Raw genomic sequence first — 13,112 nt, 5'->3', positions numbered from 1 at the left:
AGAGTTTGATAAAAGTAGGAAGAATTGGTCGGCGTGAGAGGATTTGAACCTCCGACCCCTGACACCCCATGACAGTGCGCTACCAGGCTGCGCTACACGCCGACCGAGGAGTGCTATGTTACTGTATTGGTCTGAATTAGCAAGCACGAACGCGGTTTAGGGCAGTCAACTGCTGCTATTTTCATCAATTAATTGGTTTCTTCCGTTTTGCTAAAGCGCTTCAAGTCTTTAAGTGCGTCAATCAGCACAGGAACTGGTGGCTCGGCTTGTTTTTTCAATTCAAATTTGTCGCTGCTGTATACGCTAAACTGACCGCTGTTATCCAGAATCGTAATCTCTTTTTCATCGTAGATAACAATGTAAGGGCTGTAGGTTTCAACTAAAGGCCAGCGGCGTTTAAGTGTTTGCAGGCTTTCGCCGTTTGTATAGTTTTTATGAGAGCCGGCGCAGGAAATTCGGTTTTCCAGCATGGTTGGTACAATGTCCATTAGCCCGGCAATCGGTTGATCAGCCAGTTGATAGTCACGCTGCCAAAGCGGTACTTGCATATTCTCAAGTGCAAACTGCTTATTCCCTAACAACTCTTCACTTTGTGCGGGTGATAAGGATGTTATCAGCAACTGATGGCCTGCCGTTTGCTGAAGTACTTTGTCTAGTGCTGAAATATCGCTTTCGGTCATTAGAACAACATTCAGTTGATTTTGACTACGGGCCGAAAACTCTGTGAGATTTTGGCTGTGCCAATCACTGTTGAACTGGCTCAGGCTAAGCGAATCTTCCCAGTTCTGACTATGATACCAGCGAATATCAAAGTTAAAGTCATTCAGCGGCTTGAGATACGCCGGAGTGAGTTGCTGACGCTCAATAGATTCCTGATAAAAGTCCGGTAGACCATACAGAACCTGAAACAGACCACCTTCGCGGTTAGGGTGTGCCAGCAATTGCAGCTTGGGTTTCTCCAGCCGGTGTTTAGCTGCCAGAGTCTCTAATACCTGCTGTATGTCGGAACTTGCCCGGTCGAAGAGTACAAGAGTGGTTGACTGCTGTGTGTCGGTTTTTGAACACAGCAGGGGCTGCTGAGGGTATTTTAGTTTGATCTGATCAGTCGCCATGAGCATTTGCTGTCTGGCCTGATAACTTTCAACGTCTATTACCCCGTGTTTCGCCATTAAGGTTTTTGCCGTTGTCGGGTAGGACAAGGGGAACATGTCGTCTTGTTGCGTAATGGGGTCGTAAAGCACCGCATCAGCCCACACATGAACGCTGTGACTAACAAAAAAGCATAGAACAAAAACCGCTGTAACCGGTGCACCAATTTTACGGTTTTGCAGATCATCGAGACGCTTCCAGGCTAAATTAGCGAGCAGAAGCTGAATACCGACAATAAGCAGGAAGCCAAGTAAAATGGCAGAAATGATAACGAAACTGGCTCCGGTGAACACGGCCTCGGCGTCCCGGGTCATTTGCGCCAGAGAATAGGTATTTAAATGATAACCGTATTGACGGAAAAATAATGCATCGGCGATAAGTGCTATCAGGCCGAACGAGGTGATTAAAGCGGCAAAACCTCTAAGTATCTTTGAGTATGGGACAACCAGACAGAATGGAAATATCAGAATGATAAAGAAAACGAAGGGCAAAAATGCAAAGTGGCCAACCCAGCTAACCAGCATATAGAGGTTGCCAATAGCACTGGATGGCTTGGGAGCCGCCTCAATATATAAAAGGCCAATAAATAAGCAAAGAATGATATTGGCAAAGGTAAACCAATGTCCCCAGCTTATTAATCGGGCAATTTTATCTCTACGTTGGTACTTTCCCATCGTTCGTCAGTCCCGTGTTACAATGTCGGTATAGTAACACAGCAAAACAGCAAGGATAGTCCCCGTTATGCAATTGCGGATAGAAGAAAGCATTATTCACCAGTTTTACCAAAATGACGGGCAGGTCGGCTTGCGACTGGCTCCCTCAGCGTTAACGGAAGATGACCAGTTACATGACTTATTAGTTGAGTTAACGGATGTCTATACCAGCAAACCTGCAAAAGGTTATGCCAGTTTTATAAAAGAAGGCGAAGAGGGCGAGCCGGGGCCTTTCCCCGAGCAGTTAACCTCCTGGTATGACGGGCAACTGGACTTTGTTGAATTCAGTCAGCAGTCTGCCAAGTTACTTTTAGAAGAGCTGCAAAACTATAACTTATTGGAAGCGGGTTTCCTGTTGGTTACTCGTTACCAGCACATTAGTACTGAATATTTATTGGTGTGTTTCTTACCGGTAAAGGAAGGGGTCACAATTAACCCTGACTTAGCTGTTGACCGCTCGTCTCAACTTGATATTACAAAGGTACAGTTAGCGGCACGAATTGATTTAACCGAATGGAAAACGGCGCCTGAAAGCGAAAGATACATTTCTTTTATTAAAGGTCGTGCCGGACGTAAGGTTTCCGATTTCTTTTTAGACTTTTTAGGCTGTACCGAGCGCTTAAATTCAAAAGCTCATACACAACAACTGGTTGATTCTGTGCAAGAGTATGCCAAGCAGTCTGAGCTGGAGAATGAGCAACGGCAAGCATTAAGCAAAGCCGCTTATGAATACTGTGACGACCAATGGAAGCAAGGCGATACGGTAAAAATTAAAGATCTCTCAGAGCAGTTTGCAGAAGCCTATCCTGCAGAAAAAAGCTTTGAAAGCTTCTCTAAAGATTTTGCAGAACAGAATTCACGCGAATTAGTTGATGATTTTCCGGCGGATAAGTCGACATTGCGTAAGCTGGTGAAGTTTCAGGGGCAGGGGGGCGGTGTTAGTGTCGGCTTTGACCACACAGCCTTAGGTGAGAGAGTGCATTACGATGCAGCCACTGATACGTTGACAATAAACGGGACGCCACCGAATTTACGTGATCAATTACGGCGTTATTTTGGTATAGATAGTTAGAAGATGTTTTAGTGAATTAAAACGCCGGACAAGCCGGCGTTTTAAAGGCACTTAATTGTTTGGTTAAGCCGGTATTATTTATCGGCAGGACCGGGAACAATGTTGTTGGCGTGCAAACCTTTGGGACCTTCCTCGAGTTCGAACTCTACGGGTTGTCCCGCTTTCAGTGTGCGATAGCCTTCCATCTCAATGGTTGAATAGTGAGCGAAAATATCACCTTCGCGGTCCTCGCTTTCGATAAAGCCGAAGCCTTTCGAATTATTGAACCATTTGACTTTTCCGGTAGCCATACTTCTACATCCTTCTTCTGCAACAGATAGTTTATTATTATTAGGTGCGGTGGCTTGAAAAATCGCCGATTTAGCACCATGTTTAACTCTAGGTGACGTGAGTGATTAGTCAAGCCCTAAAGTTTAAAAAATAACCTACGTTGTTAATATTTTGGTTGTTTTTTTATCATTTTGGGTAAATTTAAAACTATTATTATGGCAGGTTGTTAATAAATGAGTCAGTTTGACCACCAGCACCTTAGCGATACAGAGGAAAAGCAGGAGCTCAAGCCACCATCCATGTACAAAGTCATCATTAATAACGATGACTACACGCCCATGGATTTTGTGATTGAAGTGTTGATGAGATTTTTTAAGATGGATCAGGAGCGCGCCACGGACACCATGTTACAGGTGCATTATAAAGGGAAGGCCGTTTGCGGTGTATATTCTGCGGAAATCGCCGAAACTAAAGTCGTACAGGTAAACCAATACGCTCGGGAAAATCAGCATCCGTTATTGTGTACTATGGAGCAGGAATGAGCCGAGTTGTCTGGGAAGGAGTGGTCTATGTTGAATAAAGCCCTTGAATTAACGCTAAACGATGCGTTTCGGCTAGCGCGCGAACGTAATCATGAACTGATGACAGTTGAGCACTTATTGGTTGCATTGCTGGATAACCCAGATGCATCTGAAGCGCTTCGTGCTTGTGGGGCAAACTTTCAACAATTGAAAGAAGAACTGCTGAGTTACATTGACCGCAGTACACCATTGTTCGGTCCTGACGAGGAAAGTCCTGATACACAGCCAACATTAGGCTTCCAACGTGTGCTGCAGCGCGCTGTGTTTCATGTGCAGTCTTCTGGCAACGCTGAGGTTACCGGAGCGAACGTTCTTGTCGCTATTTTTAGTGAGCAAGAATCCCAAGCTGTTTATTTATTGAATAAGAACGACATTACCCGACTGGATATTGTTAACTTCATTTCACACGGAATATCTCGTATTGATGACGAGCCGATAGATGAAGAAATGGTCGAAGAAGAGGCCATGAAAGGTAATGACGAGCAGCAGAGTTATTTACAACGCTTCTGCTCTAACCTTAATGTGCAGGCTAAAGAAGGCAAAATAGACCCACTGATAGGCCGCGATTACGAGCTTGAGCGTTGCGCTCAAATTCTCTGCCGTCGGCGCAAAAACAACCCGCTTTTAGTGGGGGAAGCCGGTGTGGGTAAAACAGCCATAGCCGAAGGCCTGGCTTACCGAATTATTAAGGGCGAAGTGCCTGAAATTCTCTCCGATGCAACCATCTATTCACTGGATATGGGTGACCTGCTGGCGGGAACAAAATACCGGGGTGATTTTGAGAAGCGTTTTAAAATGCTTTTGAAAGAGCTTCAGGAAAAAGAGCATGCCATTTTATTTATCGATGAAATTCATACCATTATTGGGGCCGGTGCGGCCAGCGGTGGTGTATTGGATGCGTCTAACCTGATAAAACCTTTGCTTTCCAGTGGTCAGTTAAAATGCATTGGCTCGACGACGTATAATGAGTTTAAGAACGTTTTTGAAAAAGACAGAGCATTAGTTCGCCGCTTCCAAAAAGTGGATGTGGTTGAGCCCTCAGTGGAAGACACCACAAAAATATTAATGGGTCTAAAAGAGAGATACGAAAGCCACCATGGTATTCGTTACACGCAGCCAGCTATTAAAGCAGCGGCTGAGCTCTCTGCTAAATACATTAATGAACGGCATTTACCGGATAAAGCCATCGATGTCATGGATGAAGCCGGTGCTTCACAGCGTTTACTGCCGCCATCGAAACGTCGTAAAACGGTCGGTGTATCGGATATTGAAACCATTATTGCGAAAATAGCCCGTATTCCAGAGCAGTCGATCTCTCAGTCCGATCAAGACTTGTTGAAACAGCTTGATCGCAATCTGAAAATGGTTGTCTTTGGTCAGGATGAAGCGATTGATAAGCTGACAGCGGCTATTCGGTTGTCACGCTCAGGCCTTGCTAACGAAAACCAGCCAATAGGTTCTTTCATTTTTGCCGGGCCAACGGGTGTTGGTAAAACGGAAGTTACTCAGCAACTGGCTAAAGCTATGGGCATTGAGCTGGTACGCTTTGATATGTCGGAATACATGGAACGCCATGCGGTAAGTCGCTTAATCGGTGCACCTCCCGGCTATGTCGGCTATGAGCAGGGTGGTTTGTTAACCGATGCGGTTATCAAGCAGCCACACTGTGTGTTGTTGCTGGATGAGCTTGAAAAGGCTCACAGCGATGTATTCAACATACTGCTGCAGGTAATGGATAACGGTACTTTAACGGATAATAATGGCCGTAAGGCTGATTTCCGCAACGTCATTATTGTTATGACAACAAACGCAGGTGTTCGTGAAACTGTTCGTAAATCCATTGGCTTTAAGCAGCAGGATCACAGTTTTGATGCGCTTGCTGAAATTAACAACATTTTCACGCCGGAATTTCGTAACCGCCTGGACGGTATTGTTTGGTTTAACCAGCTGACGCCGGAAGTGCTTGAACAAGTCGTTGATAAGTTTATTTGCGAGTTGCAGGCTCAGTTGGATAAGAAAGGCGTTTCGCTTGAGGTTGATCCCTCAGCTCATGCCTGGATAGCAGAGAAGGGCTATGACAAGGAAATGGGTGCCCGTCCAATGAGCCGGGTTATCCAGGAACACCTGAAAAAGACGTTAGCCAATGAAATTCTGTTCGGTAAGCTTGCCCGTGGCGGAAGCGTGAAGGTCAGCGCGAACGACAAAGACGGATTAACCTTTGACTACGACAGTAAGAACGAAACTGTCGAAGGCTAATTAAAGACGTCAGTCAGAAATGAAAAAACCGGCCCGTTAACCAGGCCGGTTTTTTTAATCCTCAGTGCGGATTAACGTGCGCGGAAGACGATGCGGCCTTTAGTCAGGTCGTACGGAGTTAACTGTACAGTCACGGTATCGCCTGTCAGGATGCGGATATAGTGCTTGCGCATTTTTCCTGAAATATGGGCAGTAACCACATGACCATTTTCCAACTCTACTCGGAACATAGTGTTAGGAAGGGTTTCAAGAACCGTTCCTTGCATCTCAATACTGTCTTCTTTCGCCATTAAAATCCTCTAATATTTGTTTGAAGCCTAAAGTGTGTGCGATTTTAGCTCTTTTTTCCAATGATTGCCAACCAGTCGTTCATATGGCGCAAATCGAGTCTTATAATTCATCTTCTTGCAGTCATCAATTTGGTACCCAAGATACAGTCTCGATACCTGTCTTTGCTGCGCTAAGCGAAGCATTTCCAGTACGGCGTATGTTCCCGGTGAGCGTTTGTCGTGATCAGGATTAAAAAAGGTATAAACTGCTGACATGGCGTCCGCGGTTCTGTCGACAATCGAAACAATAATGAGCTCTTCCTGGTCATTACGCCATTCTAATAATTCCGGTGTTAACCAGTCACAGGAAACCCAGTTCCAAAACTTATCAGGGTCAGGCGGGTACATCTCGCCGTCAGAGTGACGTTCATTAATAAAGCGCGAGAATAGCTCATCATAGTCAGCCTCCGGTGCTTGTTTAATGCTAAGAGTTAAATCGCTGTTTTTGTTTAACAGTCGCTTTTGATTCTTACTAAAGCGAAACTCGGGCACAACTACCCGGAGAGACTGGCAGGCGCTGCATAAACGACAATGAGGGCGGTAAACGTCGTTGTGACTTCTTCGAAAGCCGTGTTGCATTAATTGCTGATAAAGATCGGCGTTAAGTGGTTCGAGCTCATTGGGGAGGGCGACAACGAGACGTTCGTCTTCTGCCGTTAAGTAGTGACACTGACTTTCTTTCGTCACTCCAAACTGCACTATAACTCTCCGAAATTAGAAAGCTCGCGAGTTTGCCAGAAAGTTTCCGGCATGGACTGTTGTTGAGCTATATTCAATTTCATTAAAAAGCGTTCCCGATGCAGATTAACCGCACCCAATGAAAATAGATGAGGGTTACCGACCTGGCAATCGATAAGTTGTCCGCCACAGTTATTAAAATGCTGGGCAAAGCGCACTAATGCAATTTTAGAGGCATCAGTTTTATAATGAAACATGCTTTCTCCACAAAATGCACGACCAACAGAAATACCATATAAACCGCCGGCGAGTTCGTTATCGAACCAAACCTCGACCGAGTGTGCATGACCTAACTGATGAAGTTTGCAATAAGCCTCAATCATTTCTTCGGTTATCCAGGTACCTTCGTTCTCTGAACGCTGATCGGCACAGGCACGAACAACATCAACGAAACAACGGTTAATACTGATTTGCCAGTTTGGTTTCCGGTTTGCCTTGGCAAGAGAGCGGCTGACGTGAATTTTGTCAGGAAAAAAGACGGCTCTGGGGTTGGGAGACCACCAAAGAATAGGGTCGTTATCAGAAAACCAGGGAAATATACCTTGTTGATAAGCGTGTATTAGCCGACCCGGCGATAAATCACCACCGACAGCGAGTAGACCATTGGGTTCGTGCAAAGCTGTCGCTGTTGGTGGGAAACTGATCGATGCCGGATCGAGCTGGACAATCACTGTAGACGACTAAGACTTAGTCAGTGCGTCAAGGTAACGCTCGGCATCCAATGCAGCCATACAGCCTGTGCCTGCAGAAGTAATAGCCTGACGGTAGATATGATCCATGACATCACCTGCAGCGAAAACACCCGGTACACTGGTTGCCGTTGCATTGCCCTGAAGACCGCTCTGCACCTGAATGTAACCATCCTGCATTTCCAGTTCGCCGTCAAAAATACCGGTATTTGGCTGGTGTCCAATAGCAATGAAGCAACCTGCGACTTCCAGCTCTTCTGTGTTGCCGTCTTTGGTGTCTTTAATACGAACACCGGTAACGCCTGCATCATCACCCAGAACTTCATCTAAGGTTTTGTTGAGGTGGAAGGTAACGTTCCCGTTTTGCTCTTTTTCATGCAGCCGGTCAACCAGGATTTTCTCCGCACGGAAAGTGTCGCGGCGATGAATAACGTGTACTTCGCTGGCAATGTTCGACAGGTACAGGGCTTCCTCAACGGCTGTATTACCACCGCCGACAACGCAGACCTTTTGCTTTTTGTAGAAAAAGCCGTCACACGTTGCGCAAGCTGAAACGCCTTTACCCATGAAGGCTTCTTCTGAGTCTAAGCCTAAGTACTTAGCTGAAGCGCCTGTGCTGATAATAACTGAGTCCGCAGTATACTCGCCAACGTCACCTTTTAACTGGAAAGGGCGCTTAGAAAAATCGACGCTGCTGATATGATCAAACACAATTTCTGTATCAAAACGTTCCGCATGCTGTTGCATACGCACCATAAGATCAGGACCGGTCAGACCTTCTGCATCCCCGGGCCAGTTCTCTACATCGGTCGTGGTGGTTAACTGCCCACCTTGTTGCATACCTGTGACCATAACAGGGTTTAAATTAGCGCGTGCAGCATAGACAGCAGCTGTATAGCCAGCAGGTCCTGATCCCAGAATAAGTAACTTACAGTGTTTGGCTTCAGCCATTAGAAAAACTCCATTAATGCGTTTTTGATTATTTATTATTTAGCTATGGGGATTGATTGTAGGGTTTACAAGCTTGACCGACAAGAACCGCAACAAAAAAGCCCGCAAACTTTTGTTCACGGGCTTGTTTCTATTAGAGTCAGTATTAACCCTGCAGAGCTTCGCGTGGGTCCTGGTAGTCCAGACCTAGCTGCTGACCCAGATCGTCGTGAATAGCTTTGTAGGTAATTTTACCCTTGTGCATATTCAGGCCGCGTAACAGGTGCTCGTTTTCCAACATGGCTTTAACGCCTTTGTTCGCAAGTGCAATGCCGTAAGGCAAAGTTGCATTGTTAAGAGCGATAGTAGAGGTACGTGCAACGCCACCTGGCATATTAGCGACGCAGTAGTGAACAACGTCATCAATGATGTAAACAGGATCCTGGTGCGTTGTCGCTTTTGATGTTTCAAAACAACCGCCCTGGTCAATAGCTACGTCAACCAGTACTGAACCGGGTTTCATCTTACTGATGTTTTCACGCGTAAGCAGTTTAGGTGCTGCAGCGCCGGGAATAAGAACCGCGCCAACGACTAAATCGGCTTCCTGAGAATATTTATCGATGGCATCAACGGTAGAGTAAACCGTTTGTACACGGCCAGCGAAAATATCATCCAGTTCACGTAAGCGAGGCAGAGAGCGATCTAGAATAGTGACTTCAGCACCCAGGCCAATAGCCATTTTTGCAGCGTTAGTTCCAACAACACCACCACCGATGATCAGTACTTTGCCCGGCGCTACGCCAGGAACGCCACCTAATAAGGTACCACTGCCACCGTGTGCTTTTTCTAAGTAGTGTGCACCTGCCTGAATTGACATACGACCGGCAACTTCACTCATCGGTGCTAAAAGAGGCAAACCGTTGCGGTTATCTGTGACCGTTTCGTAAGCAATAGCAGTACAACCTGCTTTACCCAGTAACTCCGTTTGAGTTGGGTCTGGGGCTAAATGCAGGAAAGTATAAAGAATTTGGCCTTCACGAAGCATTTTGCATTCGTTTGGCTGAGGTTCTTTTACTTTTACAATCATGTCGGCACGCTGGAAAATCTCTTCTGGTGTATCAATAATAGTCGCGCCGGCTTCCATGTATTGTTCGTTCGTGAAGCCAATAGCAGCACCACCGTTGTTTTCAACGATAACGTCGTGGCCATTCTCCACATACTCGCGCACAGCAGCAGGTGTTAAGCCGATGCGGTATTCGTGGTTTTTAATTTCTTTTGGTACACCAATTAGCATTGTCTGCCTCTTAAAATTTTCGTGTTTAAGGGAAATTATTTGGCGCAAATTATAGACGTAAACCCTAGTGTATTACTTACTTTTTTTAAGTTATTTTTTGGTGTGATACACTATTTAAAGTTAATTATTTAGAGAATTATAATGTTTAATGCCGAGCAGCCCGTAGAAGTCACTATTGATAAAACTGACAGGAAGATCCTTCGTCTATTGCAAGACGATGGACGCATGTCAAACGTGGAGCTGGCAAGGCGTGTAGGCCTTAGCCAGACAGCCTGCCTGGAGCGTGTTCGCAAGCTGGAGCGCGAACAGGTTATAGAAAGTTACCATGCTAAAATTAATCCTGCTAAATTAGGTGCTAACCTGATGGTTTTCGTTGAAATAACGTTGACGCGAACTTCCGCAGACGCTTTTGCGGAGTTTAGTGAGGCAGCACGAAAAACGGATGAAATTCTAGAGTGCCATTTAGTGGCGGGTGATTTCGATTTTCTGATAAAGGCACGAGTTCCCGATATGCGTGCATATCGTAAATTACTGGGTGAAACTTTGTTAATGATGCCCGGGGTTGATGAGTCACGAACTTATGTGGTCATGGAAGAGGTAAAACAGGAAAATAAAGTATTAGTAAAGGGGTAACATTAGGGCTGACATCCGCTACAATCATGCGGATACTAATGAATACCAATAATAATATTAACGAAGGCGCTGCAATAAGATAATGACAGGTGTACAAAGAGTTTTAGAAGCAGGGTTGCTAATAAGTGGTGCGCTAGCCATTTTCATTTTTTTGTCATTGGTGAGCTTTAACCCGGCTGATCCCAGTTGGTCACAAACAGGTTATGAAGGAAGCATACATAATGCGGGTGGAGCCGTAGGCGCGTGGGTGGCCGATGTCCTTCTATTTGCTTTTGGCTTTGTGGCCTATCTTATTCCTTTTGGCTTTGTCGGTGTAGGCTACTTATTATTCCGAAAAACCTACCAACTGCTGGAAATGGATTACCTGGCAGTTAGTTTACGTATGATTGGCGCAATGCTCGCGCTGATTGGCGCTTCTGCGCTGTCTTCCATTAACTTCGATGATATTTATTACTTTTCAGCCGGTGGCGTCATTGGCGACGTTATCGCCGCTTCATTACTGCCGTATTTGAATTTTGTGGGTACCACCTTACTGCTACTGACTTTCTTTTTTACCGGAGTAACCTTAGTTACCGGAATAAGCTGGTTACAGGTTGCAGACAAATTAGGTGAGTGGGTTATCGACGGTGTTTTATGGCTGATAGAAAAGGCAAAAGTTCTATGGAATAGCCGAGGTAGCACAGAAGCATCAGATAGTGAAAATGACGAAACCTACAATGAAAAGCGAGAGCAAGCGCTGGAAGAAAAAAGCGCTTCGAGCTTAACCAGCGACTTATTTGGCGCGGATAAACAAGAGCCGGTATTGAGCCTGCCGTCGATAAACTCTGTCGATGATGAGCATGATGAGAGTGGTGCACCACGGTTCAGCAAACAGGCTGCGAAGAAGAAAACAAACAGTAGCGAACCGGCAACACCAAAAACAAAAGAGCCGGAAAGCGATGATGCAGACGAAGGCGAATTACTTCCTCCTTTACCGTCGATAGAGCTTCTGGACCGGCCAAACAAAAAAGACAACCCCATTACCCAGGAAGAACTTGATCAAGTTTCACGTACGGTTGAAACCGTATTAAAAGAGTTTGGCGTTGATGTTCGTGTAGCCCACGTTCAGCCGGGACCTGTTATCACCCGGTTTGAGCTTGACTTAGCGCCGGGGGTTAAGGTTTCGAAAATATCGAATTTAGCAAAAGATATTGCTCGTACGTTGTCCGCTGTTGCGGTGCGGGTAGTCGAGGTTATACCCGGTAAGTCTTATGTGGGGCTGGAGCTTCCGAATAAGCATCGCGAAATCGTACAGCTGAGTGAGGTGATCAACAGCGACCAATTCACGAACAGCGACTCGCCACTGACAATGATTTTAGGTAAAGACATTGCGGGTAAGCCTGTGGTTGTGGACTTAGCTAAAATGCCGCACCTCCTGGTCGCAGGTACGACAGGTTCAGGCAAGTCCGTTGGTGTCAACGTGATGATTCTGAGCTTGCTTTATAAGAGCACACCGGAAGATGTCCGACTCATTATGATTGACCCGAAAATGCTCGAGTTGTCTGTCTACGAGGGTATTCCACACTTGCTGACAGAAGTTGTGACCGACATGAAAGATGCGGCAAACTCTTTACGCTGGTGTGTCGGCGAAATGGAGCGTCGTTATAAGTTAATGTCAGCATTAGGTGTGCGTAACTTAAAAGGCTATAACGCCAAAGTTAAAGCGGCAGAAAAAGCCGGCGAACCGCTGCGGGATCCTATCTGGAAACCGGGTGACTCTATGGATGAGTTGCCACCGGTGTTAGAGAAGTTGCCAAACATAGTTGTTGTCATTGATGAATTCGCCGACATGATGATGATTGTTGGCAAAAAAGTAGAAGAGCTTATTGCTCGCATAGCTCAAAAGGCCCGAGCCGCTGGTATCCATCTTATTTTGGCAACACAGCGCCCGTCAGTGGATGTTATTACTGGTTTGATAAAAGCTAACATCCCAACCCGTATTGCGTTTCAGGTGTCCTCCAAAGTGGACTCTCGTACTATCCTTGACCAACCGGGGGCAGATCAGCTTTTAGGTCAGGGTGACATGCTCTATTTACCGCCGGGAAGCGGTTCTCCGGTTCGTGTTCACGGAGCCTTTGTTGATGATCACGAAGTGCATGCCGTGGTTAAAGACTGGAAGAAACGCGGTCGACCAAATTATTTGGAAGAAATACTGTCCGGCGACCAGGGTGAAGAGGGTTTACTGCCGGGTGAGCAACAAGAAATGGATGACGCAGAGTCCGATCCGCTTTATGACGAAGCTGTTGCTTTCGTGACCGAAACTCAACGAGTATCTGTGTCCAGTGTACAGCGGAAATTCCGTATTGGTTATAATCGCGCTGCACGCATTGTCGAACAAATGGAAATGTCCGGTGTCGTAACCAGTGCCGGTAACAATGGCCAGCGCGAAGTGTTGGCCCCAAGAGCTCCAAGGGATTAA

General features: G+C 46.0%; 12 protein-coding genes and 1 tRNA gene. 5 read left to right on the top strand and 8 right to left on the bottom strand.

The genetic code is table 11. The annotated features are described in order from the left end of the window. Positions 1-25: 25 nt before the first annotated feature. Positions 26-102 (bottom strand) — tRNA-Pro (locus tag K5X84_RS06640). An 86-nt stretch (positions 103-188) separates the two neighbouring features. Then, positions 189-1,823 (bottom strand): DUF3413 domain-containing protein, encoded by a 1,635-nt coding sequence (locus tag K5X84_RS06635; protein ID WP_222235389.1) that lies wholly within the window; start codon positions 1,821-1,823, stop codon positions 189-191. A 67-nt stretch (positions 1,824-1,890) separates the two neighbouring features. Here K5X84_RS06635 and yejK point away from each other — a divergent pair, with 67 nt between their 5' ends. Continuing rightward, positions 1,891-2,934, top strand: a complete 1,044-nt coding sequence (gene yejK, locus K5X84_RS06630) for a nucleoid-associated protein YejK (RefSeq protein WP_054487883.1) — start codon at positions 1,891-1,893, stop codon at positions 2,932-2,934. A gap of 74 nt (positions 2,935-3,008) precedes the next feature. On the opposite strand, the gene cspD is transcribed toward yejK, so the two are convergent. Further along, positions 3,009-3,224 carry a cold shock domain-containing protein CspD gene (gene cspD / locus K5X84_RS06625; protein WP_054487879.1) on the bottom strand — a complete coding sequence of 72 codons (216 nt, stop codon included), beginning with the start codon at positions 3,222-3,224 and terminating at the stop codon, positions 3,009-3,011. 213 nt (positions 3,225-3,437) lie between these two features. On the opposite strand from cspD, the gene clpS reads away from it, so the two are divergent. Together clpS and clpA are read left to right on the top strand one after the other, a co-directional pair. Continuing rightward, positions 3,438-3,746, top strand: a complete 309-nt coding sequence (gene clpS / locus K5X84_RS06620) for an ATP-dependent Clp protease adapter ClpS (protein WP_011233927.1) — start codon at positions 3,438-3,440, stop codon at positions 3,744-3,746. Positions 3,747-3,773: 27 nt separating this feature from the next. Next, complete coding sequence (clpA, locus tag K5X84_RS06615; RefSeq protein ID WP_222235388.1) at positions 3,774-6,041, top strand: ATP-dependent Clp protease ATP-binding subunit ClpA; 2,268 nt, start codon at positions 3,774-3,776, stop codon at positions 6,039-6,041. A 71-nt stretch (positions 6,042-6,112) separates the two neighbouring features. Here the strand turns inward: clpA and infA are convergent, their stop codons facing one another. From infA to ald, 5 genes are all read right to left on the bottom strand, one after another. Next, on the bottom strand, positions 6,113-6,331 hold the full coding sequence (gene infA / locus K5X84_RS06610) for a translation initiation factor IF-1 (protein WP_054487875.1): 219 nt from the start codon (positions 6,329-6,331) through the stop codon (positions 6,113-6,115). A 27-nt stretch (positions 6,332-6,358) separates the two neighbouring features. After that, the gene (locus tag K5X84_RS06605; protein WP_222235387.1) at positions 6,359-7,069 is read right to left on the bottom strand and encodes an arginyltransferase; all 711 of its coding nucleotides are present in this window, start codon (positions 7,067-7,069) and stop codon (positions 6,359-6,361) included. Beyond that, positions 7,069-7,779, bottom strand: coding sequence for a leucyl/phenylalanyl-tRNA--protein transferase (aat, locus tag K5X84_RS06600; RefSeq protein ID WP_222235386.1), 711 nt, complete (start codon positions 7,777-7,779; stop codon positions 7,069-7,071). The genes K5X84_RS06605 and aat overlap by 1 nt, the downstream gene beginning before the upstream one ends. Positions 7,780-7,788: 9 nt before the next feature. Beyond that, positions 7,789-8,748, bottom strand: coding sequence for a thioredoxin-disulfide reductase (gene trxB / locus K5X84_RS06595; RefSeq protein WP_222235385.1), 960 nt, complete (start codon positions 8,746-8,748; stop codon positions 7,789-7,791). Positions 8,749-8,893: 145 nt separating this feature from the next. After that, complete coding sequence (gene ald / locus K5X84_RS06590; RefSeq protein WP_054487867.1) at positions 8,894-10,021, bottom strand: alanine dehydrogenase; 1,128 nt, start codon at positions 10,019-10,021, stop codon at positions 8,894-8,896. Positions 10,022-10,162: 141 nt separating this feature from the next. Between ald and lrp the strand changes: the two genes are divergently transcribed. Both lrp and K5X84_RS06580 read left to right on the top strand, forming a co-directional pair. Further along, entirely contained in the window at positions 10,163-10,654 is a 492-nt protein-coding gene (lrp, locus tag K5X84_RS06585; RefSeq protein WP_054487866.1) for a leucine-responsive transcriptional regulator Lrp, read from the top strand. A gap of 82 nt (positions 10,655-10,736) precedes the next feature. Next, positions 10,737-13,112: a DNA translocase FtsK gene (locus tag K5X84_RS06580; protein WP_222235384.1), complete on the top strand. Its 2,376-nt coding sequence runs from the start codon at positions 10,737-10,739 to the stop codon at positions 13,110-13,112.

This window comes from Idiomarina abyssalis (assembly GCF_019797805.1).
GTDB classification, from domain to species: domain Bacteria; phylum Pseudomonadota; class Gammaproteobacteria; order Enterobacterales; family Alteromonadaceae; genus Idiomarina; species Idiomarina abyssalis.
The sequence above is the reverse complement of the archived record's forward strand: the minus strand, read 5'-3'. Positions and strand labels throughout refer to the sequence as shown.